Here is a 25304-nt window from a genome sequence, read left to right as displayed (position 1 = left end):
CAGGGGCCCCTGCCGTCGAGTTCGACTACAGCGTCTTGCCGGTCGCCGGGCCCACGATCAGCCCGTCCCCGAACGCGTCCACCCGTACCGTGTCGCCGTCCTTGACCTCGCCCGCCAGGATCTCCTTGGCGAGGCGGTCGCCGATCGCCGTCTGGATCAGTCGGCGCAGCGGGCGGGCGCCGTACGCGGGGTCGTTGCCCTCGTCGGCGAGCCAGGCCAGGGCCGCCGGGGTGATGTCGAGGGTGAGGCGGCGTTCGGCGAGTCGCTTGGCGAGCCGGTCGATCTGGAGGGCCGCGATGCGCTCCAGCTCCGCCCTGTTGAGCGCGGAGAAGACGACCAGGTCGTCGAGACGGTTCAGGAACTCCGGCTTGAAAGAGACCCGGACGACCTCGAGCACCTGCTGCTTCTTCTCCTCCTCCGACGTCATCGGCTCGACCAGGAACTGGCTGCCGAGGTTCGACGTCAGGATGAGGATGGTGTTGCGGAAGTCGACGGTACGGCCCTGGCCGTCCGTGAGGCGGCCGTCGTCCAGGACCTGGAGGAGGACGTCGAAGACCTCCGGGTGGGCCTTCTCGACCTCGTCCAGGAGCACCACGCTGTACGGGCGCCGCCGCACCGCTTCGGTCAGCTGGCCGCCCTCCTCGTAGCCGACGTAGCCGGGGGGCGCGCCGACGAGCCTGGCGACGCTGTGCTTCTCGCCGTACTCGCTCATGTCGATGCGGACCATGGCCCGCTCGTCGTCGAAGAGGAAGTCGGCCAGCGCCTTCGCGAGCTCCGTCTTGCCGACGCCCGTCGGGCCGAGGAAGAGGAAGGAGCCGGTGGGGCGGTCGGGGTCGGCGATACCGGCCCGCGTCCGCCGTACCGCGTCGGAGACCGCCTGTACGGCCTCGCCCTGACCGATGAGGCGACGGCCCAACTCCTCCTCCATACGCAGGAGTTTCTGGGTCTCGCCCTCCAGGAGACGGCCGGCGGGGATGCCGGTCCAGGAGCCGACGACGTCCGCGATGTCGTCGGGGCCGACCTCCTCCTTGACCATGGTGTCCCTGGCGGCCTCCTCCTCGGCCTCCGACGCTGCCTCCAAGTCCCTTTCCAGGGTGGGGATCTCGCCGTAGAGGAGTTTGGAGGCGGTGTCGAAGTCGCCGTCACGCTGGGCCCGTTCGGCCTGGCCGCGCAGTTCGTCGAGCTTCTCCTTCAGCTCACCGACCCGGTTGAGGGACTGCTTCTCCTTCTCCCAACGGGCCGTCAGACCGCGCAACTCCTCCTCCTTGTCGGCGAGATCGCGGCGCAGCCGGTCGAGGCGCTCGCGCGAGGCCGGGTCGGTCTCCTTGTCGAGCGCGAGTTCCTCCATCTTCAACCGGTCGACGGCGCGCTGGAGTTCGTCGATCTCGAGGGGCGAGGAGTCGATCTCCATGCGCAGCCGCGACGCCGCCTCGTCGACCAGGTCGATCGCCTTGTCGGGGAGGAAGCGGGAGGTGATGTAGCGGTCGGAGAGGGTCGCCGCCGCGACCAGCGCGCTGTCGGCGATGACGACCTTGTGGTGGGCCTCGTACCGGCCCTTGAGGCCGCGCAGGATCGCGATGGTGTCCTCGACGCTCGGCTCCGCCACCAGGACCTGCTGGAAGCGGCGCTCCAGGGCGGGGTCCTTCTCGATCCGCTCGCGGTACTCGTCGAGGGTCGTCGCGCCGACCATGCGCAGCTCGCCGCGCGCCAGCATCGGCTTCAGCATGTTGCCGGCGTCCATGGCGGAGTCACCGCCGGCGCCCGCGCCCACGACGGTGTGCAGCTCGTCGATGAAGGTGATGATCTGCCCGTCGGAGTCCTTGATCTCCGCCAGGACGGTCTTCAGCCGCTCCTCGAACTCGCCCCGGTACTTCGCGCCGGCGACCATCGCGCCGAGGTCCAGCGAAACCAGCCGCTTGTTCTTCAGCGACTCCGGCACGTCACCCTTGACAATGCGCTGGGCGAGGCCTTCGACGACGGCCGTCTTGCCGACGCCGGGCTCGCCGATGAGGACCGGGTTGTTCTTCGTGCGGCGCGACAGCACCTGCACCACCCGGCGGATCTCCTGGTCACGCCCGATGACCGGGTCGAGCTTGCCCTCACGGGCGGCGGCCGTGAAATCCGTACCGAACTTCTCCAGGGCCTTGTACTGGCCCTCGGGGTCGGCTGTGGTCACGCGACGCCCTCCCCTGCTCTTCTGGAACGCGTCCAGCAGCTTTTTCGCGCCGGCGCCCTGCTGGGAGAGTACGTCCCCGGCGGCGCCGCCCTTCGCGGCGATGCCGATGAGGAGATGCTCGGTGGAGAGGTACTCGTCGCCGAGCTCCTTCGCCCGTTCGGCCGCGTCGGCGATGACCGAAAGAAGTTCCCGGTTGGGCTGCGGGGGTGCGACGGTCGAACCGGTCACGCTGGGCAGGCTCGCGAGAACACGCTCGGCACCGGACCGTACGGCCGCCTGGTCCGCCTCGACGGCGGCCAGCAGGTCGGTGATGTTCTCGTTGTCCTCACCGCTCAGCAGCGCAAGCAGCAGGTGCGCCGGGGTCAGGTCGGGGTGCCCCCCGGACACGGCCCTGCTGGTGGCCGCATTGATGGCGTCCCGGCTCCTGTTGGTCAGCTCGGCGTCCACGGTCACTGTCTCCCTTCCCTGTACGGGTCCTGCCCCGGTCGTGATGACTGACACAGCCAACGTACACAAAGTTGAGTCTATTCCACTCAAGGTGTGGATGGGGAGGGCCGGGAGGACTGGGAGTGCGGCTGGGCAGACAAAAAACCCGCCCGTCATGAATGACGGACGGGAGGCACAAACGGGGTCGAGGAAACGGCTGGTTTCAGCCAAGCAGGCGGACACCCGGGCCCCTCCCCGAGAGGAGCCCAAGTCCCGATATATCCCCGGAAACAGCAGCGGCGTCACCGTGTTCAGGTCACGGTGACGCCGCTACTGGGGGGAAGCACCTGAGCGATCTACTGCGACGGGGGAATCGCGTCAGGCACTGCGGGGGGTGGCTGAGATGGTCTGGACGTCCTGAAGATCCTGGAGGTTGGGGCCGTCCGAGATATCAGGCTGGTCCAGCCCGTGGTCACGCTGGTCGAGATTCACAAAGATCATTCCGTACCGAATGGCACACCGCACGGGCTGCGGCGCCCCCCGAGGCCGCCGCAGACACCGGTACGCCCTGACGTCCTCTTCGTCGTCCCGCGTCACGACGACCGGCTCTCCGAACACGGTCACCATCAGCGAGTCACCGCTGTGGGGGATGGCGGTGACCAGGTCGATGAAGTGCCAGCCGGAGCGGTAGGCCGTGGCCATTTCGCGACGGAAGGAGCGGTCGTCGGGTGGAGTCGTCATGTCATTCCCAAACGCTGTCAAACAGACCGTCGGAGGACTTCGCAATGCTGTCGTCGGCGACTACGGCATGCGTGGTCAACGGCGGCCAGACACTGTCCGCCCTACTGTCACCCTCCGCACCGGAGAGGCCACCCAGTGCTCCGAAGGTCGCAACGGCAGAGAAGGCGGCGACAAGCGCCCAGCGAAGCATTTTCTTACTCATAATCGGCTTCGTCCTCACTTGAAGGTCCCTCTTTCCCCCGTCGAGTAAGACGATGGCTCATTCGGGCACGTCATGGCCACACAATCGATGCATCATGTTCCTGCACGTTCAGGACCCTGGGGGGTGGAGATTTGGTGATGAATCGGACTAAAGAGACACATCCCCATGCGGTGACCGAGTTGTGCGAGGACGGCAGCCGTCTTTATGCAGCCGCACTGCGCACCGGGCGTGTCTCCCGTTCGGACGTTTCGACTGCTCCGTGCCTGATGGAGTTCGCTCTTCTGCAACCCGATCCCGACGACCCCACCTGGTTGCGGCCAGTACCCCCGTCGGTGGCTCTTACCCAGTGGCTGGACCCGATAGAGCGCGAGATCAGCGAACGCAGAAGACACTCGCTCGAACTGGTCGACTCCTTCGAACCTTTCATGGCCCTCACCGCCCAGCCGGCCGACGGCATGCACGCGATCACCGTGCTGGAGGGCAACGACCGGATCAACGCCGCGCTCAACCTCGCCACGGCCCAGTGCCAGACCGAGATGCTCACCGTCCAGCCAAGCCAGGGAGGCGCCCGACCCGAGCGCAGCCTCCTCCAGGGACTGGAGCGCGACCGCCCACTGATCGAACGTGGTGTGAAGCTGCGCACGCTGTATCAGCACACGGCCCGCTACAACCCCGAGCGCCTCGCGTACGTGGACCAGTTCGCCGACGGCAAGGTGGAATACCGCACGATCGACGAGCTGGTCGAGCGTCTCATCATCTGCGACGAAACGGTTGCCTTCATCCCCGTGCGCGACGACCGGCAGGTGGCCCTCGAGCTGAGGCACACGGGTCTGGTGCGCTATCTCATCAAGGTGTTCGAATTCATGTGGAACCGCGCGGTCCCACTGAGCGCGGGCGCCCCCTACGAGACCGCGCCGGACGGCATCACCGAAATCCAGCACTCCATCGCCAAGCTCCTCATCGAGGGCCACGTCGACGAGGCCATCGCCCGCCGCCTCGGCATGAACGTACGCACCTGCCGCGCCCACATCGCCAAGCTGGCCACCGCCCTCGGCAGCGGCAGCCGCGCCCAGCTCGGGTTCCTGATCGCGCAGTCGGGGATCCTCGACCAGGAACACTGAGCACTAGGGAGTCACCAGTGACGACACGGCACCCGCACGGGGCCGAGGAACTGTGCGAGGCCGGCCTGAGCCTGTACGGCCGCGCGCTGCGCGAGGGCCACGTCCCGGCGGGCGAGGCCGCGGACACCCCCTGCCTGCTCGACTTCGGGCTGCTCCAGCCGGACATCGAGAACCCGCTCCGACTGCGCCCGCTGGCCCCCGCGGTGGCTCTTCCCCGGTTACTGCGCGAGAGCGCGGAGGCGGTTGCCAGAAGGCGACGGCAGGAGGCGCTGCTGGCCGAGGCGTTCGAGCCGCTGATGCATCTCGACGTCCCGGACGCGGCGACCGAGACGCCCATGATCAGCCTCCACAGCGGCTTCGACCGGATCAACGAGATCATCGCCCGCACCCTGACGGAAGTCTCCGACGAACTCCTCACCATCCAGCCCCACACGGGCCTGCTCTCCAGGACCCTGACCGCCCTGGAACGCGACCAGGCCGTCCTCGACCGAGGCGCCCGCATCCGCACCCTCTACCAGCACACGGTCCGCCACTCCCCCACGATCCGCGCCCGCTACGAGACGCTGAAGGGCGACGCCGAGGCCCGCTCCCTGGACGAGGTCACCGACCGCCTCATCATCATGGACCGGACCGTCGCCTTCATCCCCGCCAACAAAGACCGGACCCTCGCACTGGAGATCCGTCACCCGGTCCTCGTCCAGTACTTCGTCACCACTTTCGAACGGCTGTGGGGCCTGGCCACTCCCATGTATCCCCAGGCCGTCCGGCCCCCGACCCTCAACGGCGTCACGCCCCGCCAACGGGCCATCGCCGGCCTCCTCGTCGAGGGCCACACCGACGCCGTGATCGCCGGCCGGCTCGGCATGAACATCCGTACCGCCCGCGTCCACATCGCCAAGCTGGCCGCCACCCTGGGCAGCGAGAGCCGCGCGCAACTCGGCTACCTCATCGGGCAGTCGGGGATTCTGGAGCCGGGGCCGGAGCCGGAGCCGGAGGAGCCGGAGCGGGAGCAGGAATCGAGGTCGGGGTCGGGGCCGGGGTCGCGGTCGGGGTCGTCCGCGCCGGAAGACTGAGCGCCGGGCCCGCGCCCGGCTCGGCGGCTGCTCCCGGCGGCCCATCCAGGCCCGCCTGTGCGATCCGTACCCCCAGCTGCGTCCGGCTCGCCGCCCCCAGCGTCTCCGAGAGGCGTGCGATGTGTGCCCGGCACGTACGGACGCTGATGCCCAGGCGTTCCGCGACCATGGCGTCCTGGTGGCCCTCCGCGAGCAGGGCGGCGATGGACCGCTCCCGGTGGGAGATGCCCTCGATGCCCGTGTCGGGCAGCGGGGCCGTCAGCGGGACGGCGAGGCGCCACAGCCGGTCGAACACCGTGACGAGGTACTGCACCAGCGCCGGGTGCCGGATCTCCAGCGCGACCGTCCGCTCCGTGTTCGCCGGGATGAAGGCCACCGTGCGGTCGAAGAGGATCAACCGCTCGACGACCTCGTCGAGGGTGCGCGCTTCGGCGGCTCCGCCCACCAGTTCCAAGTAGTTGAGCAGCCCCTGGCCGTGCCGGGCCACATGGTTGTACAGGCCGCGCATCCGCACGCCGCGTCCGCGCAGTTCGAGCGCCCGGTGCAGGCCCTCCGACAGTTCGTACTCACGGCGAATGCCACCCGGCTGAACGGTGAGCACCTCGGTCGTACACGCCTGGGTCGCCTCGTCCATCGCGGCCTGGATACGGGCGAGACCATCCAGAACGCGAAGCGCGGCGCCCTCGCCCGTGCCGGCACTTGGGCCGGGGGACTGGCCCTGTTCGCCCAGGGCCGTGTACCGCTCGAAAGCGGCTACGGCGGAGCCGACGCGCCGCTGACTCTCGCTGACCTCGTCGTAGACCCCGCGCAGCAGCCGGGTCATGACCTCCTGCGGGGACGTCGGCACCAGCCAGGCCATGTCGTCGGGGTCGGGGTGCAGCAGGGCGAGTTCGAGCAGGCACGGCACAGCCTCGGCGTCCACGCGCCGCACACGGCCCCGCCGTACGGCCCGGGAATACACCTGATCCCCGGCCTCGCACAGTCGGTCAGCACCGTGTGGATGCTCGTCCGTCCCGTGCCCGGCCATCGCCCATCCCACCACTGGTTCCAGCCCTCTGCAGCGCAACTATGCGCGGCCGGGACGTGCTCCGCAACACGGCTCGACCCGCCGGGCGCCCCCAATCCCCTTACTATGTCCGACTTTCGCCCCTCCTCCGCCCGTGCCCCTGCAACAAGCTGACGGTAGTGGGGCGTTGCCCTTAAGGGCATTGTTGAAGGCGCTTCCCAGGGCGAAACGGGGGCGCCGAAAGGCGCGAACGGGGGAACGCCCTGAAGCGGCCTCGGCCGGATGTCCCCCATCCAGCCGGGGCCACAAGCATGCCCACAACTGGCCCGCCCTATGCGACGGGTGAGGAGAGGAGAGGCCGTCGGGTCCGAGGGCGTGGCGGTGTGTCCTCAGGCAGGCGGCGAGGAAGCGGCGGGCATAAGGATGCCCTGGTCCTCGATCGTCAGACAGACGGCGTGGTCGTGGTCCCGCGTGCGAGGAGTTGCACTGGGCCGCGGCCACCGGCGTGCGATCCACGCAGCCCGCGATCCAACGGCAGTACCCGTCCATTTCTGACCCCTACGGCACGACCCGCGCCCCGCCCGGACTCAACGGGGCGCGCGCCCCTGCCTCGCCTCGGAAAGACTTCCTCTGTGTTCACCGCGATCTTCCAAGACCACTACGGTTTCCTCGCCGCCCTGTGCGCCGTAGCCCTGGCTACCAGCGCCCTGGCCTGGCGGTTGAGCGTCCGTCTGGGCGCCCCGCACCGCACGTGGTGGGCCGCCCTCGCCGCCACTCTGGTCGGAGTTCTCGGTGTCACGTCCTTCGGGGGAAGCGACGTACCGAGCGGCCAATGCGTGGTCAACCACCAGTTCGCTGAGCCCTTTCACACCACCCAGGGCATCTGGAACCTGGGAATGTTCCTCCCGGTCGGATTTTTCGCCCTGCTCGCTCTGCGCAAGCCTGCCCCCGCGCTCGTGGGAGTAACTGTCCTGCCGTGCGCCATCGAACTCGCACAGGCACTCGTGCCTGGCATCAGCCGTAGTTGCGACAGCTCCGACGCCGAGATGAACATCGTCGGCGGCGTTCTCGGCGCCCTGGCCGCTGGCGTCCTCCTCGCCGCCGGCCGCCGCACACTCGACTGGCGGGGCTGGGCAAAACCGGCCTTTTTCGCCGCCTTGGCCCTCGGGCTGGCGGGGATCGGTGTGTTCCGGACTGCCATCACCCCACTGAACTACGACGGCACAGGCCTCAGCAGTGCCGACGGTACCCAGCGACAGGCCGCACACGAGGCCGCCCGCCAGGCCTTCGGCGACCGCTACCAAATCAGCCACGTCTACGTGCAGCCCTGCGTGGGCGTCCGCTGCACCAACCTCTTCTTCCACGTCGCGGACGAAGGCATCGCAACCCTGGCCTGGCCCACCCGCCGTCACCTCAACATCCTTCTGGAGCAAAGGGATGTCCCAGGACCAGGCAGCTTCCCTGTCTCCGGTGCCACCACGCCTCGCGGCAAGGACGACGCGGCCCGCATCGCCGACCGGTACATGCGCGACCACTATCCCTGGGCAGCGCACGCCACCAGTCGCAAAACGTACCCCGTCGGAAAAAAGGCCACCTTCGGCTGGCTGACCAGTTGGCGCTTCTTCGACAGGGAAGGCGAAGGCGGCATCCTCATGCCCCGCACGCTCGATGTCCAGATCAACCGCGCCGGGCGCGTCTCCCAGATCGACGTCACCGAGGGGCCCACCCACCTCGACGACCTGCCCGAGCCCCGGCTCAGCGCCGAGCAGGCCGAGCAGGTAGTCGTCCGGCAGGAGAACGCACAGAGCGCCCGGAGCGGACGCGGACCGTCGGGCCTCGAAGCTCACGCCACCACCCTCAAGGCCATCGACCGGGGCAACGGCTGGCGGCCCGAGTGGCTCATCAGCATCGGCACAGGCAGCGGAGAAGAGGCCGACTCCAGCGCCGGAGTCGGCTCCGCAGTCGGATCCGGCGCCGACTCGCAGACCACAGCATGGGTCGACGCCATCGACGGAACCGTCCACGACAGCCAGTACCCCGCGGCATAGCGGCACGACGGGACGAGAGGACGACGGGGCAAATATCGTCCGACGGCATGAACATCGGCTGACGGCCCCTCACCGCCCCGCCGCGCTCGCCACCCCATAACAAACCGGATACCGCCCCGGTCTGTCGGAGAAAGCACGTACCTCGCCTGTCCGGATGAGGTCACGCGTACCGTGGCGGCGTGGCAAACGAAGACCTGGGGCGGGTTCTCCGCCGCCTGCGCCGCCTGGCGTCTCTGACGCAAGAGGAACTGGCCGAGCGATCTGGCGTATCCGTCGACGTGATCCGTCAGCTCGAACAGCGCCGGAAGCATTCGGCTCGCCTGCCCACGCTGCACGCGCTGGCGAACGGCCTCGGCGTAGAACTGACGACACTCCTGGGGGACCCTCCTGCCGTCTCCTCGACGGCAGAAAACGACGGGCCGCGCTTCGTGGCGGTGCGGCGTGCCATCATGCCGGCGCTCTGGGGGCCGGAGCTGGAGCCGCCAGGACCGGACTTTTCACTGGCCGACCTGCGTGAGCAGATCGCGGACGGCTGGACGCAGTACCACGCGGCCGAGTTCGACACGGTGATGAAATCGCTGCCTGACATGATCTCGGGTGCGCGCGCGGCCGCGGTCTCGGCCAACGGAGACGATCGGGGCGCCGGTTTCGCAGCGCTGGGCAAAGCTCTCCAGCTCGCCGGTCACGTCGCCGTGCGGATGGGGAAGACGGATCTCGCGCTCGTCAGTCTGGAGCGCGCCATAGACGCTGCCGAGCGATCCTCCGACCCCCTGCTACGCCCCATGATCGTCAACTCCGTCGCCTGGACGTACCAGCGGCAGGGGCGCCTCGGTGACGCCCTGAGTATCGCCCTGCGCGTCGCAGACGACATCAGGGACAGCGGGCACACGGCTACTGCTGACGGCCTGAAAGTCTGGGGCGCGCTGACGATGTCCGCCGCGACGTCTGCCGCACGTAGCAATGACTACGACCGGGCCTCTGCCTTGATGGCGCACGCGGAGAACGAAGCGGCCCGGGTGGCCAAGCTGCCGCAGGGCAGCGACAGCCGCATGGTCAGCGTGTTCAGCCCGTCATCGGTACGCATCGAGCGCGTCCGGCTGGCCGTCCAGTACGGCCACCCCGAGGATGCCCTGACCCTGGCGAAGGGAATGCGGCTGGGCAAGGACGTGCCTCCGTCCTGGCGGACGTGGCTGCTGCTGGACGTAGCCCGAGCCCATACTGACCTCGGGGACGCGGCGGGGGCCGTGAAGGCATTGGAGTCGCTGCGCCGTGTGGCGCCGACGTGGATGCGGCACCACACGCTGGCCGTGGCCATCGTGCGCGACCTGTGGGCACTCCCTCATCACCCGCCGGGGCTCCGGCCGTTGGCAGAGTTTCTGGGGATTGGCGCATAGCGTCGTAAAACTGGGACGCCACATCCCTGTCACGCTGCACAGCGCGCCGATTCCATAAGACGGACAGTGCCCCCGCGACCACGCGAACGGTCCGGGGCATGGACGACTGGTTGGAGCCGACATGCCCGAGCCTGTGCAGCCGGAACAACGCCCTGCCATCCCCCGCACGGGCATCGCCTGGTGCGCCTGGCACGAGGCGTACAGCAACACCGCCCGCCCGGTACGCGACACGTCCGGCGCCCGGCTCTTCGCCTGCCGCTCATGCCGACAGGCCTACGACCTCACCCCTATCGCGGACCAGCCGTGACCGCCCCCGCCAACCTGTCCACGGAGTGCACAGTCGGCCAGGAGCCCGGCTACCAGGACGTTCACGCGATGTGCCGCCAGACACGGGACGTTTCCCTCCCACACTCCACCGGCATCCTCCTCATCGCCCGCTGTACCTGCACCTGCACCTGCCACAAGGAGTCCGCATGACCACGGCGACGTCGTACCTGCTGCAGATGCCCGCCGTACCGCCCGAGCCGACACCGGGCTGTGTGGTGTGCGCGAGCCTCGGCAGGCAGCGGACACAGGCCCGGAGCGTGGGCGACTACTCGCGGGTGTCCGACTGCAACGTCCGTATGGGCGCCCACACCTGCCGGCTGGCGGAACCGTGCACGACAGCCAGTTCCCACCGGTGAAGACGGCGCCTGACAGCAGGTCACCGCCGTGCGGAACCCAACTCCCCCTGGATAAACCGGACACCGCCCCCCGTCCGACGAGAAAGCGCGTACCACGCTTTTCGCGCAAGCTTCCGGAAACCACTCGGAGATCGTCCCGTTACCTCCCGCCCCTACCGTCAGGTCATGGCGGACATATTTGACGCATACGCGTTGGCCGACGCGTGGGACGAGATGTTTGTGCGGCCGGGTGAGGTCAGGGCCGCCTATGAGCCGGTACTGGCGGCGCTCCAGCCCATCGAGCCGACCGAGCTGCGCTTCCGGGCGGACCAGATGGCCCGGGCGTTCACCGACCGCGGGGTGACCTACGCGTTCGCGGGTGAGGAAAGACCCTGGCCACTGGACCTCGTACCGAGAATCCTCGACGCGCTGGAGTGGGATCTCATCCAGCGCGGGGTCGCCCAGCGGGTGCGGGCGCTGGAGGCCTATCTCGCGGACGCCTACGGGCACTGCCGGGCCTTCGAGGACGGGGTCGTGCCCTGGCGGCTGCTGCTCAGTTCGGCTCATTTCCATCGCGCCGCCCAGGGCATCGCGCCGCCCGGCGGTGTGCGCATTCACGTCGCCGGCATCGACCTCGTACGGGACGAGGCCGGGGACTTCCGGGTGCTCGAGGACAACGTCCGGGTGCCGTCCGGGGTGTCGTACGTCATCGAGAACCGGCGGGCCATGACCCGCATCTTCCCGTCCCTCTTCGCCGAGCAGCACGTCGTCCCCGTCGACGGCTACGCGCAGCGCCTGCTGGCCGCCCTGCGCGCCGCCGCGCCGGACGGGACCGCCGATCCGCGGGTCGTGGTCCTGACCCCCGGGCCGAGCAACGCCGCCTACTTCGAACACGCCCTGCTGGCCCGGCTGATGGGCGTGCAACTGGTCGAGGGGCACGATCTGGTGTGCCGTAAGAACCGGGTGTGGATGCGGACCACGCGCGGTGAGGTGCCCGTCCATGTCGTATACCGGCGGCTCGACGACGACTTCCTCGATCCGCTCCACTTCCGGCCCGACTCGGTGATCGGCTGCCCGGGCATCCTGAGTGCCGCCCAGGCGGGGACCGTGACCCTCGCGAACGCCGTCGGCAACGGCATCGCCGACGACAAGCTGCTCTACACCTACGTACCCGATCTGATCAGGTACTACCTCTCCGAAGAACCGATTCTTCCGAATGTCGAGTCGTTCCGTCCGGATGAACCGGGGCAGTTGGACGCCGTGCTCGACCAGATCGACCAGCTCGTCATCAAGCCCGTCGACGGCGCCGGCGGCCAGGGCATCGTCATCGGGCCGAAGGCGGACAGGGAGACGCTGGAGCGGACCCGGGAGGCCGTTGCCGCCGATCCCCGGGGGTGGATCGCCCAGCGGCCGGTAGCCCTCTCCACCTCCCCGACCCTGGCCGGCGAGCGGATGGCGCCGCGCCACATCGACCTGCGTCCGTTCGCCGTGAACGACGGCAACGATGTGTGGGTGCTGCCGGGCGGGCTGACCCGCGTCGCCCTCCAGGAGGGCAACCTGATCGTCAACTCCAGCCAGGGCGGCGGCTCCAAGGACACCTGGGTACTCGCCGAGGGCCCCACCGAGACCCCCTACCCCGAGCCGGCCGCCACGCTTCCCGAGGTCGCCCCGCGCCAGCACGGACCCGACGGCAACCTGAACCTCGTACAGGAAGGGGCGCAACAGCAGTGAACGACGTGATCCTCTCCCGGATAGCCGAGGCCCTGACGTGGACGGGCCGTTACGTGGAGCGGGCCGACGCCACGGGCCGCATCCTGGACGCCTATCTGCACCGCCTCCTCGAGGACCCCTGGCGCGACGAGGACGTGGCCTGCCGCTCCCTGTACGCGATCCTCGGCGTCGACGCGGGCGCCCAACCCGTCGACATGCAGCAGGTGTTGGACCAGCTCGCCTTCGACGCCCGCTCGACGTGCTCGATCGAGGGCGCGCTGGGTGCGGCGCGGCTCAACGCGAGAAGCGCCCGGGAAGCCGTCTCCTCGGAGATGTGGGAGTGCCTCAACTCCACCTGGCACGCCCTCGCCGACCAGCGCCTCGCGGCCCGACGCACGGGCCCCTACGCCTACTTGGAGCTCGTACGGCGCCGGTCGGCCCTCTTCTTCGGTCTCGCCGACTCCACGATGAGCCGGGACGACAGCTGGCGGTTCGTCGTCCTCGGGCGCAGCCTGGAGCGGGTGGACATGACCGTACGGCTGCTGTCGGTACGGGTGTTGGACGCCGCCCACGCCCCCGACTGGCCCACGCTGCTGAGCGCGAGCGGCGCGGACGAGGCGTACGCGCGGGTGTACAGCGGCTTCGGGGACACCCCGAGAGTGGCCGAATTCCTGCTCCTGGACCGGGACTTCCCGCGCTCGGCGCTGCACGCCCTGACGACGGCGGAGGAGTGCCTCGCGGCGCTCGGACGCCCGCGCCAGGACCCGGCCCGGCGCCCGATCGGACGTCTGCGCACCAGACTCGAGTACCTGGACTCACAGGCCCTGGAAGAACAACTCCCCTCACTGCTAAGGGACTTGCAGGTCGCCTGCATGGCCTCCGCGGAGGCGGTCGCGGAGAGGTTCTTCCCGTACCAGGGGCCCGTGGAGTGGGCCCAGGAAGGAGCGCGAGCGGTATGACGACCGATCGGACGACCAACCGGACGACCAACTCCGCGACGGACGCGGGGGTGACCCGCCGGCTCCGTATCCGGCACATCACGCGTGTCGCGTACGCGCAGGCGGCGGTCTCCTCGCACAACGAGGTCCGGATGACCCCGCTGACGCTCCCCGGCCAGACCACGCTGGACGCCCGGGTCACCGTGAACCCGACGACGCCGACCTGGTCGTACTGGGACTACTGGGGCACGCAGGTCACCGGTTTCGACCTGATGGACCCGCACGCCGACCTCACCATCACCGCCCAGAGCCTCGTCGAGACGTCTCCGCCGGGCCCCCTGGACCCCGCGCCGAGCTGGGCGGAGGTGGCCGAACGGACCGCGAACTCCCGCCTGTTGGAGTACGCGACGGCGACCACGCGTACGACCGTGCCGCCCGAGTTGGTCGCACGGGCGAGGGAGGTCGCGGCGGGCCTCGACCCGCACGCGACGGCGACGGCGGTGGCCGCGCTCGTCGCGGACCGCGTGTCCTACCTGCCGGGGACGACGGGCGTGAACACGTCGGCGGCGGAGGCGTGGGAGCAGGGCGCCGGCGTCTGCCAGGACATCGCCCATGTGACGATCGCGCTGCTGCGCGGCCTCGGCCTGCCCACCCGCTATGTCTCCGGCTACCTCCACCCCGAACGGGAGGCGGAACTGCACCGCCCGGTGGCCGGCCAGTCCCACGCCTGGATCGAGTACTGGGCGGGCGACTGGTGCGGCTACGACCCGACGAACCGCACCCGCGCCGACGAGTCCCACGTGGTGGTCGGCCGGGGACGCGACTACGACGACGTGACCCCGCACAAGGGCGTGTACCGGGGCGTGGCCGGGGGGCCGCCGGAGGTGACGGTGGAGTTCACGCGGGTGGCGTGAAGCGCCGGGGAGGGTGACGTGTGCGTGCCCCGGGGGGTGGGTCCCTCCGGGGCACATGAACGTTCGGACTACGGGCTACGGGCTACGGGCTACGGGCTACGGGCTACGGGCTACGGGCTACGGCGTGTGCCTACTTCAGGCCCAGGGCCGCGCACTCGTCCTCGTACTTCTGGGTGCAGATGTCGGACACCTTGTAGATGCCGTCCTCGATCACCGTGCTCTTGATGTTGGACTTCGTCAGGGCGACGACGCTCACCAGCTGGGACGGGACGTCCTTCTCCGTGGGGCTGTCGACCTTGTCCCGGGTGAGGGCGTCGAACTGGATGTCGCGGCCCTGGATGTGGGCGACGGCCATCTCGGCCGCCGTCTCGGCCTCCTGCGGGTACGACTTGTAGACGCTCATGTACTGCTCGCCGGAGATGATCCGCTGCACGGCGGCCAGCTCGGCGTCCTGCCCGGTGATCGGGGGCAGCTTGCTGACGCCCGCGGCCTCCAGCGCGTTGATGATGCCGCCCGCCATGCCGTCGTTGGCGGAGTAGACGGCGGCGATGTTGTCCTTGCCGATGGCCTCGATCGCCTTCGTCATGTTCGCCTGGGCGTTCTCCGGCTTCCAGTCCTTGGTGTCGAAGGACTGCGCGATCGTCACCTTGCCCTTGAGCTCGGAGAGGGCGCCCTCCTTGAACTGGGCGGCGTTCGGGTCGGTCACCGACCCGTTCATCATGACGATCTTCGCGGAGGGGTTGATGCTGCCGCCGAGCGCCTCCAGGATGGAACGTCCCTGCACCTCGCCGACCAGCTCGTTGTCGAAGGAGATGTACGCGTCGATGGGGCCCTCAGCCAGCCTGTCGTACGCGATCACCGGGATCCCGGCGTCCTTGGCCTTCCTGACCTCGGGCGCGATGGCATGCGCGTCCACGGCGTCCAGGAGCAGGACGTCGACCTTGTCGTCGATCATCTGCTGGAGCTGCCGGGCCTGCTTGGCGGCGTCCGCGCCTGCGTTGGCGTACTCGACCCTGCCCTCGCCGTTGGTGAGCGACTCGACCTTGTTCTTGATGATCGGGTAGTCGAACCGGTCGTACCGAGTGTTGGCCGTCTCGGGGAGCAGCAGCCCGACCGTGATGTCGTTGCCCTTCGCCGGGGTCGCCTCGGCCGTGTTCCCACTGTCGGCGTCGAGCACGCCGCAACCGGCGGCGAGGGAGACCGTGACCGTGGAGGCGGCCACGGCCATCGCGGTACGACGCAAACCAGCCACACGAGTCACACGACTCATGTGAGTCGGACGAGCCGGACGAGTCAGACGAAACATTTCGGGTGCTCACTTCAGGTGCTTTTGGGACGCGGGCGCAACAGTGCGACCCATGTGTCCGAAAGACAACGTCGGCGAGCCCCCGGGCGTCAAGCGAAACTACGGAACGAGAGGGCAAGATCACAGCCCGCTGCGCGGGTGAAGAAGTGGTGGAAGACCGCGTGAACTCTCTCCGCGCGTCCTTCATCAGGTGGGGAGCTGGGGTGCGGAACCGGGGTGCGGGGAGAGGAGGGCAAGATCCGTACAACCAAGCGCACACCTCACCGGTCCTGATCATCGACGGCCCAGTTCCGCCGTTCTCGAAAGGCACGCGCACGCACGCGCACGCACGCGAACGCACGCGACCGGATGCGAAGGACCGAATGATCTCAGCCAGAAGTACGACAGCCAGGGTGCCCGCGACCGCTGTCGCACTCGCACTCGCCACCGCCGGCGGACTGCTCACGGCGGTCACCTCCACGCCCGCCGCGGCGGCGACGACGTGCGCCTCCCCCACATACACGAGGCAGTTCTTCTCCAACACCACCTTCTCCGGCACCGCGAAGCGGACCGACTGCGACGCGTCGATCGCGGAGAACTGGGGAGCCGGGGCCCCCGCCACGGGCCTCCCGAAGGACAACTTCTCCGTGCGCTGGACGGTGACCCGGGACTTCGGCTCGGGCGGCCCCTTCGCGCTGGTGGCGGCCGCGCAGGACGGCATACGGGTGTACGTCGACGGCACGCGCAAGGTCGACCTCTGGAAGAACGTGTCGTCGACGGTGAAGAAGAACGTCAACGTCACGGTCCCCGCCGGGAAGCACACCCTGCGCGTCGACTACGCCAACTGGAACGGCAACGCGAACGTCAACTTCGCCTACGCGCCCCGGACTTCGGCGGCGGTGGACAGGGTCAAGCCCCTCGTCCCGACCGCGCCCACGGTCACGTACGACAAGACGACGGGCAGGGCGAAGCTGACCTGGGCGAAGAACAAGGAGATGGACCTCGCGGGGTATCGCATCTACCGCCGCCTGAACGGCACGTCCTTCGGCAGCACCCCCCTCACGACGACCACCGCCACCGCCACCACCTACACGGACTCGACCGTCCCTAAGACCGGCCAGACGTACGCCTACGAGATCCGCGCCCACGACAAGGCCGGCAACCAGTCCGCCGGCACCGCCGATCTGACCGTGACGACCGTCGACAAGACGCCGCCGGGCCAGGTCACCGGGGTGAGGGTGACCGTGGCCGCGTCCGCCGTGCGGCTCGACTGGAAGGCGGTCGCCGACGCGTTCTCCTACAGCGTCTACCGGGCGAGCGCGCCGCAGGGCCCGTACACCAGGATCACCGGGGCGGTCGGCGAGACCTCCTACACGGACGTCACGGCGAACATCAAGCAGCGCGCGTACTACCGGGTCACGGCCGTCGACAAGAACGGCAACGAGTCCGTCCCGTCCGCGACCGCCGACCCCGGCGAACCGGACACCACGGCACCCACCCAGGTCACAGGCCTGACGGCGCAGGGCACCACGGCGGGCAACGCGGTCCGCTGGGAGGGGTCGTCGGCCGACGTGGAGCGCTACGAGGTGTGGGTGGCCCCCGCCGGCCAGTCCGACCCCGACGGCCCGGACATCGCCCTCGGCACCTCCTTCAACGACACACGGGCGGAGGCCGGCGTCCCGATCACGTACAAGGTCCAGGCGATCGACGCGTACGGGAACGCCTCCCCGGTGTCCGAGACGGTGACCGCGACCCGCCCGGCGCCAGGGGAGTCGGCCGCGCCCACGGGCCTGACGGGCACCCTCCGCGACAGCGACACCGCACTCGCCTGGGACTACTCGACGGACGCCCGGTTCGGCTTCCGCGTCTACCGCCGCACGGGTGGGAACGACGCGTGGACGCGGATCAGCGAGGACGAGGTGACGGCGGTCCGCTACGACGACACCGAGGCCCCGGTCGGCCCCGCCTCCTACTACGTGGTCGTCCTCGACCAGTACGGCAACGAGTCCGCGCCCTCGGGAGTGGTCACGGTGAACCGGGCGACTCCGGCCACGTCCACCGGCCCCAAGCCGCCGACCATCACGCTGTCCGCTCCGTACACGGAATGCACCGCGAACGACTGCGCCGCGCACGGCAGTTCGGGCACTCCGGTCACTGTGACACTGACTCCTGATCCGGAGCGGCTGATCGGTGGCTACACGTACAAGTTCTCCAGTGACAGCAGCTATACGACAACCACGAAGTCGACGGTCACGTGGACGCCGCCCAGGTCCGGCCTCTTTGTCTTTGAGGTGCGATCGGTGGACTACTACGGCCGGAGCGGCGCCTTCACTCAGATCGACTTCAAGGTGGGCTGACCTCACCCGTCCCACTCGAACAAATTCACACCAGCCGTACAACCAATTCACACCTTCGCCGGTCCTGATCGTCAACGGCACCTTCCTCGCCGTTGACGATCAGGACCCGAAGGATCGCCTTGAACCCAGCCAGACGCACGACGCAGGCAGCCACCACCGCCCTCGTGCTCGCCACCACCGGCGCCCTCCTCAGCACCGCGGCCCCGGCCGCCTCCGCCGCGACGACGTGCACTGCTCCCGTCTACACGCGGCAGTTCTTCGCGAACACCACTTTCTCCGGCACACCGAAGAAGACCGACTGCGACGCGTCGATCGCTGAAAACTGGGGAGCCGGGTCCCCCGCCACGGGCCTCCCGAAGGACAACTTCGGCATCCGCTGGACCCTCACTCGCGACTTCGGCTCCGGCGGCCCCTTCGCCCTCACCGCCGCCGCCCAGGACGGCATCCGCGTCTACGTCGACGGCCGGCGCAAGATCGACCTGTGGAAGAACGTCACGACGACGGTACGGAAGACGGTCAACCTCACGATCCCGTCCGGCAGGCACACCCTGCGCGTCGACTACGCCAACTGGACGGGCAACGCGAACGTCAACTTCGCGTACGCACCCCGCACTTCGGCGACCGTGGACAAGGTCAAGCCGCTCGCCCCCACCGCCCCCACGGTCACGTACGACAAGACGACCGGCAAGGCGAAACTCACCTGGGCGAAGAACAAGGAGATGGACCTCGCGGGGTACAGGATCTACCGCCGCCTGAACGGCACGCCCTTCTCCAGCACCCCCCTCGCGACGACCACCGCCACCGCCACCACGTACACGGACAGCACGCTCCCCGTGACCGGGGAGAAGTTCGCCTACTCGGTCCGCGCGTACGACAAGGCGGGCAACGAGTCGGCCGGGACGGCGGACCTGACGGTCACGACCGTGGACCGTGTCGCCCCGGGCGTGCCCCAGGATGTGGCGCTCGTCGGTTCGACGTCGTCGGAGGGCATGCGCATCGGCTGGAGCACGGTCGGAGGCGCGGTGTCCTACCGGGTGTACCGGGCACCCGAGGTGTACGACGGGGTCAAGTACGTGCCCGGCGCGTACACGATGATCGGCAGCACGAGCGGGCTCGCATACCGGGACACCTCGGCCGCTGAGAACAAGGGGTACTACTACCTGCTCACGGCCGTCGACGCGGCGGGCAACGAGTCCGCGCGGTCCAAGGCCGTGACGGGCCGCCTCTTGGACGACGTCCCGCCGCCCGCCGTCACCGGCCTGACCGTGACGCCGACCGAGTACGGCTTCGAGGTGGACTGGGACGCGAATCCGGCCCAGGACCTCGCGTATTACCGGCTCTACCGGGGCACGTTGGGCGACTACGACGAGGACGGTGTGGAGGACTGCCTGCTGAGCGTGGCCAGGGAGTACCTGCCGGCCGACCGAACCTCGCTCACGTACACCGCGGTCTCGGACTCGTACAAGTACTCCGCCCTCCTGGACGGCGAGCAGGGCTGCTTCCTCGTCGACGCCGTCGACGACTTCGGCAACTCCTCCTTCAAGTGGACGGGCGAGGGCAAGACCGTCATGGCCGACGAGCTGGACATGCGGCCGAGCGTGGCCACACCCGAGGGCTCCCCGCTGGAGCTGACGACGACGAACTCCGAGGGCGCCACCGAGGGGAACCTCCTCAACTGGACGTGGAGTTCCACCGCCCAGGAGACGACCGGCTACCGCGTCCACCGCTGGAACCCCGCCACCAAGGCGTACGAGAAGATCGCCGACCTCGGCGCCGACGCCAACGACTACTACGACACCGACGCCCCGCGCGACACGACGTCCTTCTACTGGGTGACCACCCTGGCCGCGGACGGCACCGAGTCCGTGCCGGCGGGCGCCTGGGCGGTCAACACCCCCGCGACGTGACGGCGTACGGGACCACAAGCCAGAGAAAGAGCAGACCTACACCCGTATGAACCTCGCCAGACGCACGAACGTGACCACGTCCGCCGCGACGGCCGTCGTACTCGCCACGGCAGGCGGCCTCCTCACCGCGGTCGCCGCCGCACCGGCCTCCGCCGCGACGAGCTGCAACTCCCCCGTCTACAAACGCCAGTTCTTCTCCAACGCCACCTTCTCCGGCACCCCGAAGCGCACGGACTGCGACGCCTCCATCGCCGAGAACTGGGGAGCCGGATCCCCCGCCCCCGGCCTCCCGAAGGACAAATTCGGCGTCCGCTGGACGCTGACCCGCGACTTCGGCTCCGGCGGCCCCTTCGCCCTCACCGCCGTCGCCCAGGACGGCATCCGCGTGTACGTCGACGGCACGCGCAAGGTCGACCTCTGGAAGAACGTGTCGTCGACGGTGAAGAAGACCGTCAACGTCACGGTCCCCTCCGGGAAGCACACCCTGCGCGTCGACTACGCCCACTGGAACGGCAACGCGAACGTCAACTTCGCCTACGCGCCCCGCACTTCGGCGACCGTGGACAGGGTCAAGCCGCTCGCCCCGACAGCGCCCACCGTCACGTACGACAAGACGACCGGCAAGGCCAAGCTCACCTGGGCGAAGAACAAGGAGATGGACCTCGCGGGGTACCGCATCTACCGCCGCCTGAACGGCACGTCCTTCGGCAGCGCCCCCCTCGCGACGACCACCGCCACCACCTACACGGACTCGACCGTCCCGAAGACCGGGCAGACGTACGCCTACGAGATCCGCGCCCACGACAAGGCAGGCAACCAGTCCGCCGGCACCGCCGACCTGACCGTCACGACCGTCGACAAGACCCCCTTGGCCGCGCCCGCCAGGCCGACCGTCACCTCCGAAGACAAGGGCCTGCGGCTCGGCTGGAGGGGGGTCACCGGAGCAGCGTCCTACCGCGTCTACCGGTCGACGAGCTGGGGTGGGAGGTACACCCGGGTGGGCAGCACCAACCAGCTCAGCTACCTGGACACCTCCGCCACCGAGCGCGTCCCCTACTTCTACAGCGTGACGAGCCTCGACTCGGCGGGCAATGAGTCTCCCCGTTCCCTGGTCGGAGAGGGCACGCGCGAGGACCTCACCCCGCCGCCCGCCGTCACCGGCCTGAAGGCGACCCCGACCGAGTACGGCTTCAAGCTCCACTGGGACGCGAACCCGGCCCGTGACCTCTACCGGTACGTCGTCTACGCCGGCGACCTCCTGCGCGAGGAGGGCCAGCAGTTCTGCGTGGATGTCCACCAGGTGGAGTGGCTGAGCCCCAACACGACCTCGTACGCGTACGCCACCGGCCCTGACGGCGAGGAGCGGTGTCTCTTCGTCGACGCCCTCGACACCAAGTGGAACTCCCACTACGAGTGGACCCGTTCCCCCAACATCGTGATCGCCACCGAACTCGACACGACACCGAGTGTGCCGACGCCTGAGGGCTCGCCGCTGTCCCTCGCCGTGTGGGACGAGGTGGGCAGCGAGGGGATCGAGCTGACGTGGGGCGGCCTCCCCCAAGGTTCCCCGCTGGACGCGGCTGGTTACCGCATCTACCGCTGGAACCCGGCCACTACCACGTACGAAAAGATCATCGACTGGGAAAGCGACATTCACCAGTACTTCGACACAAGCGCCAAGCCCGGCACCGCGTCCTACTACTGGGTGACGGCAGTGGCAGCGGACGGCACCGAGTCCCTGCCCGCCGGCGACTGGACGGTCACCGCCCCCGCGAACTGACGGCGCACAAAACGACGAGACAGAGAAAGTGCAGACCCACACCCGTATGAACCTCGCCAGACGCACGAACGTGACCACGTCCGCCGCGACGGCAGTCGTACTCGCCACCGCGGGCGGCCTCCTCACGGCGGTCGCCGCCACACCGGCCTCCGCCGCGACGAGCTGCAACTCCCCCGTCTACAAACGCCAGTTCTTCTCCAACGCCACCTTCTCCGGCACCCCGAAGAAGACCGACTGCGACGCCTCCATCGCCGAGAACTGGGGAGCCGGATCCCCCGCCACCGGCCTCCCCAAGGACAACTTCGGCGTCCGCTGGACGCTGACCCGCGACTTCGGCTCCGGCGGCCCCTTCGCCCTCACCGCCGTCGCCCAGGACGGCATCCGCGTCTACATCGACGGCACGCGCAAGGTCGACCTCTGGAAAAACGTCTCATCGACGCAGACCAAGAAGGTCAACATCACCATCCCGTCCGGCAAGCACACCCTGCGCGTCGACTACGCCAACTGGACAGGCAACGCCAACGTCAACTTCGCCTACGCGCCCCGCACTTCAGCTGCCGTAGACAGGGTCAAGCCCCTCGCCCCGACAGCCCTTTCCCTCTCGTACAACAAGTCCACCGGCAGGGCGAAGCTCACCTGGGCGAAGAACAAGGAGATGGACCTCGCGGGGTACAGGATCTACCGCCGCCTCAACGGAACCTCCTTCGGCAGCACCCCCCTCGCGACCACCGCCTCCCCCTCCTACACGGACACCAACCTCCCTCTCACAGGCGCGAGTTACTTCTACGAGGTACGCGCGTACGACAAGGCGGGCAACGAGTCCGGCGGTACGGCGGACAAGAGCGTCGTCACCGTCGACCGCACCGCTCCGGCCGCGCCCCAGTCGCCTGCGATCGTCAACGAGTCCGAGCTGAACGGGCTCCGGCTCAGCTGGAGTTCGGTCGAGGGCGCCGCGTCGTACCGGGTGTACCGGGCGGTCGGAGCGCAGGGCAGGCTCTTCGAGGTCGCCCGGACGAACAAGGCGTCGTACCTGGACACGTCGGTCGTCGAGGGCGTCGCCTACCGCTACCGCGTCTCGGCGGTCGACGCCGCGGGCAACGAGTCCGCGCGTTCCGTCGCCGTGGACGGCAAGCACGACGACCACACCGCGCCGCCCGCGGTGACCGGCCTGAAGGCGACCCCGACCGAGTACGGCTTCAAGCTGAGCTGGGACGCGAACCGGGCCTCGGACCTCGCGCGATACGCGGTCTACGCGGGCGAGTTGGTGGACGGCAAGGACAGTACGGGCGCCCCGACCGGCCAGAAGGTGTGCTCCGCCGGTCTCCTGAAGTACGTGAACGCCGACACCACGTCGTACTCCTACCTCACCCGCCCGAACGGCGAACAGGCCTGCTTCTTCGTCGACGCCCTCGACGGCGGCTGGAACTCGGTCTACACGGAGACCGGCGCCGCCCCCACGGTCGTGGCCACGGAACTGAACACCACGCCGACCGTGGCGACCCCGCCCGGCTCACCCCTGCACGTGACCGCCGTCCCGACCGAGGGCAACCGGGCCAACCAGGTCTTCTGGACCGGCCTGGACGCCAACTCCCCTCAGGCGGCGGGGGGTTACCGCGTCTACCGCTGGAACGCGACGACTTCGACGTACGAGAGGATCGCGACCCTCGGCAAGACGGCCATCGTGTACGTCGACACCGCCTCGAAGCCCGGCACGACGTCCTACTACTGGGTGAAGGCCGTGGCGGCGGACGGCACTGAGTCGCTTCCGGCGGGTGACTGGGCGGTCAACGCCCCCGCCAACTGACCGCACGCACGCTCACCTCAGAGAGAGCAGCCGCAGAACCGCATGAACATCACCAGACGCACGACCGCCACGACGGCGACCGCGGTAGCGCTCGCCACCGCGGGCGGTCTTATCACCGCAGTCACCGCCCCGGCCGCTTCCGCAGCCACGGTCACCTGCAACTCCCCTGCCTACAAGCGACAGTTCTTCGCGAACACCACGTTCTCCGGCACGCCGAAGCGGACGGACTGCGACACGTCCATCGCCGAGAACTGGCGCGCCAACGCCCCCGTCACCGGCCTCCCGAAGGACAACTTCGGCGTCCGCTGGACTGTGACACGGGACTTCGGCTCCGGTGGCCCCTTCGCCCTCACCGCCGCCGCGCAGGACGGCATCCGCGTGTACCTCGACGGCAGGATCAAGGTCAACCTCTGGAGGGACGTCACCGCGACCCAGAAGAAGACCGTCAACATCACGGTCCCCTCCGGGAAGCACACCCTGCGCGTCGACTTCGCCAACGTCACCGGCAACGCGAACGTCAACTTCGCCTACGCGCCCCGCACTTCGGCCAGCGTCGACAGGGTCAAGCCGCTCGCCCCGACGGCCCCCACCGTCACGTACGACAAGGCGACGGGCAAGGCGAAGCTCACCTGGCCGAAGAACAAGGAGATGGACCTCGCGGGGTACAGGATCTACCGCCGCCTGAACGGCACGTCGTTCGGCAGTACCCCTCTCGCGACAACCACCGCCACCACGTACACGGACTCGACACTCCCCAAGACCGGCGAGACGTACGCCTACGAGATCCGCGCCCATGACAAGGCCGGCAACCAGTCCACGGGCAGCGCCGACGTGACCGCCACCACGGTCGACAAGACAGCGCCGGGGCAGGTCACCGGACTGTCGGGTCAGGGCACCACGGCAGGCAACTCACTTACGTGGAAGGCCCCTGCGAAGGATGTGCACCACTACGATCTGTGGGCCGCCCCGGTGGGGCAGAGCGACCCGGACGGGCCCCAGCCCGTGTTCGGGACGTCCTGGACGGACCAGTTCGCGGACGCGGAGACGCCCTACACGTACAAGGTCCAAGCTGTCGACGGCGCCGGGAACATCTCCCCGGCCTCCGCGCCCGTGATGGTGACGCGCCCCACGGCGTCGACGACGCCCGCTCCGACCGCCCTGGAGGGCACGCCCGCCGACGCCTCCACCCATGTCTCATGGGTGCCGTCGGAGGACGGCACCGTAACCGGGTTCCGTGTCTACCGCCGCACCTCCGCCAACGGAGCCGGGGCCCTCGTGGGCAGTGTCGACGGCCCGACAGCCTCGTCGTACGACGACACCTCGGCCCCCAAGGGGACCGCGTACTACTACGTCGTCGCCGTCGACAGCGCGGGCGTCGAGTCCGTGCCCTCGGCGCAGATCAGCGTCAACCGCCTCACCCCGGCCACCGCGACCGGCCCGGCGGCACCGAAGCTGACCGTGGTGTCCGAGGGCGGGACTCGCTCCCCGATCATCGTCGACATCAAGCCAGGAGCGGGTGCCGAAGGCCGGATACTGAAGGGGTACTCCTGGGACTTCGACGGGTACGGCTCCCCCAGCGGCCCGCAGCTGACGACGACGGGCAGGATCGAGTTCCGGCCGCAGTACACCGGCGTCTACGTCGTCACGGTGCGAGCCGTGGACTTCTACGGTCGCGAGAGCGAGCAGGCGTCCTCGGCGGAGGTCCTGGTTCTCCGCTGACCGATCGGCATGCCGGCGGCGGTCACGTCCGTCAAGGCAGA

The 25304-nt window shown here is 69.0% G+C and carries 17 protein-coding genes and 1 pseudogene; 14 read left to right on the top strand and 4 right to left on the bottom strand.

Annotated elements, in window-relative coordinates; all coding sequences use genetic code 11:
• Window positions 1-25 precede the first annotated feature (25 nt).
• Both clpB and ABZ855_RS38940 read right to left on the bottom strand, forming a co-directional pair.
• Window positions 26-2623 (bottom strand): ATP-dependent chaperone ClpB, encoded by a 2598-nt coding sequence (gene clpB, locus ABZ855_RS38945; RefSeq protein ID WP_360815473.1) that lies wholly within the window; start codon window positions 2621-2623, stop codon window positions 26-28.
• A 357-nt stretch (window positions 2624-2980) separates the two neighbouring features.
• Window positions 2981-3343 (bottom strand): hypothetical protein, encoded by a 363-nt coding sequence (locus tag ABZ855_RS38940; RefSeq protein WP_360815471.1) that lies wholly within the window; start codon window positions 3341-3343, stop codon window positions 2981-2983.
• A gap of 339 nt (window positions 3344-3682) precedes the next feature.
• Between ABZ855_RS38940 and ABZ855_RS38935 the strand changes: the two genes are divergently transcribed.
• On the top strand, window positions 3683-4666 hold the full coding sequence (locus tag ABZ855_RS38935; protein ID WP_360815468.1) for a helix-turn-helix transcriptional regulator: 984 nt from the start codon (window positions 3683-3685) through the stop codon (window positions 4664-4666).
• Between the two features lie 17 nt (window positions 4667-4683).
• Window positions 4684-5637, top strand: a pseudogene (locus ABZ855_RS38930) (helix-turn-helix transcriptional regulator); the annotation flags it as partial.
• Here ABZ855_RS38930 and ABZ855_RS38925 read toward each other — a convergent pair.
• Window positions 5612-6766 carry a helix-turn-helix transcriptional regulator gene (locus ABZ855_RS38925; protein WP_360815465.1) on the bottom strand — a complete coding sequence of 385 codons (1155 nt, stop codon included), beginning with the start codon at window positions 6764-6766 and terminating at the stop codon, window positions 5612-5614. The pseudogene ABZ855_RS38930 and the gene ABZ855_RS38925 sit on opposite strands and share 26 nt — an antisense overlap.
• Window positions 6767-7377: 611 nt before the next feature.
• On the opposite strand from ABZ855_RS38925, the gene ABZ855_RS38920 reads away from it, so the two are divergent.
• From ABZ855_RS38920 to ABZ855_RS38890, 7 genes are all read left to right on the top strand, one after another.
• Window positions 7378-8793, top strand: a complete 1416-nt coding sequence (locus ABZ855_RS38920) for a VanZ family protein (protein WP_360815462.1) — start codon at window positions 7378-7380, stop codon at window positions 8791-8793.
• Window positions 8794-8972: 179 nt separating this feature from the next.
• Window positions 8973-10187: a helix-turn-helix transcriptional regulator gene (locus ABZ855_RS38915; RefSeq protein WP_360815459.1), complete on the top strand. Its 1215-nt coding sequence runs from the start codon at window positions 8973-8975 to the stop codon at window positions 10185-10187.
• Between the two features lie 121 nt (window positions 10188-10308).
• The gene (locus tag ABZ855_RS38910) at window positions 10309-10494 is read left to right on the top strand and encodes a hypothetical protein (RefSeq protein ID WP_360815456.1); all 186 of its coding nucleotides are present in this window, start codon (window positions 10309-10311) and stop codon (window positions 10492-10494) included.
• A gap of 166 nt (window positions 10495-10660) precedes the next feature.
• The gene (locus tag ABZ855_RS38905) at window positions 10661-10870 is read left to right on the top strand and encodes a hypothetical protein (protein WP_360815453.1); all 210 of its coding nucleotides are present in this window, start codon (window positions 10661-10663) and stop codon (window positions 10868-10870) included.
• A gap of 165 nt (window positions 10871-11035) precedes the next feature.
• On the top strand, window positions 11036-12580 hold the full coding sequence (locus ABZ855_RS38900) for a circularly permuted type 2 ATP-grasp protein (protein ID WP_360815450.1): 1545 nt from the start codon (window positions 11036-11038) through the stop codon (window positions 12578-12580).
• On the top strand, window positions 12577-13518 hold the full coding sequence (locus ABZ855_RS38895; protein WP_319205735.1) for an alpha-E domain-containing protein: 942 nt from the start codon (window positions 12577-12579) through the stop codon (window positions 13516-13518). The genes ABZ855_RS38900 and ABZ855_RS38895 overlap by 4 nt, the downstream gene beginning before the upstream one ends.
• 50 nt (window positions 13519-13568) lie before the next feature.
• A complete protein-coding gene (locus ABZ855_RS38890) occupies window positions 13569-14411 on the top strand; it encodes a transglutaminase family protein (protein WP_360815571.1) in 843 nt (280 codons plus the stop codon).
• A 130-nt stretch (window positions 14412-14541) separates the two neighbouring features.
• Here the strand turns inward: ABZ855_RS38890 and ABZ855_RS38885 are convergent, their stop codons facing one another.
• Window positions 14542-15681 carry a substrate-binding domain-containing protein gene (locus ABZ855_RS38885; protein WP_360815447.1) on the bottom strand — a complete coding sequence of 380 codons (1140 nt, stop codon included), beginning with the start codon at window positions 15679-15681 and terminating at the stop codon, window positions 14542-14544.
• A 428-nt stretch (window positions 15682-16109) separates the two neighbouring features.
• Between ABZ855_RS38885 and ABZ855_RS38880 the strand changes: the two genes are divergently transcribed.
• From ABZ855_RS38880 to ABZ855_RS38860, 5 genes are all read left to right on the top strand, one after another.
• Complete coding sequence (locus ABZ855_RS38880) at window positions 16110-18053, top strand: PA14 domain-containing protein (RefSeq protein WP_360815444.1); 1944 nt, start codon at window positions 16110-16112, stop codon at window positions 18051-18053.
• A 119-nt stretch (window positions 18054-18172) separates the two neighbouring features.
• Entirely contained in the window at window positions 18173-19960 is a 1788-nt protein-coding gene (locus ABZ855_RS38875; RefSeq protein WP_360815441.1) for a PA14 domain-containing protein, read from the top strand.
• Window positions 19961-20006: 46 nt separating this feature from the next.
• A complete protein-coding gene (locus ABZ855_RS38870; RefSeq protein ID WP_360815439.1) occupies window positions 20007-21740 on the top strand; it encodes a PA14 domain-containing protein in 1734 nt (577 codons plus the stop codon).
• 46 nt (window positions 21741-21786) lie between these two features.
• Window positions 21787-23544 (top strand): PA14 domain-containing protein, encoded by a 1758-nt coding sequence (locus tag ABZ855_RS38865; protein ID WP_360815435.1) that lies wholly within the window; start codon window positions 21787-21789, stop codon window positions 23542-23544.
• 42 nt (window positions 23545-23586) lie between these two features.
• The gene (locus ABZ855_RS38860) at window positions 23587-25263 is read left to right on the top strand and encodes a PA14 domain-containing protein (RefSeq protein WP_360815432.1); all 1677 of its coding nucleotides are present in this window, start codon (window positions 23587-23589) and stop codon (window positions 25261-25263) included.
• Window positions 25264-25304 lie beyond the last annotated feature (41 nt).

This window comes from Streptomyces sp. NPDC047042 (genome assembly GCF_040644035.1).
GTDB lineage: Bacteria > Actinomycetota > Actinomycetes > Streptomycetales > Streptomycetaceae > Streptomyces.
Note: the sequence above shows the minus strand (reverse complement) of the source record. Positions and strands in the feature narration are given on the sequence as shown.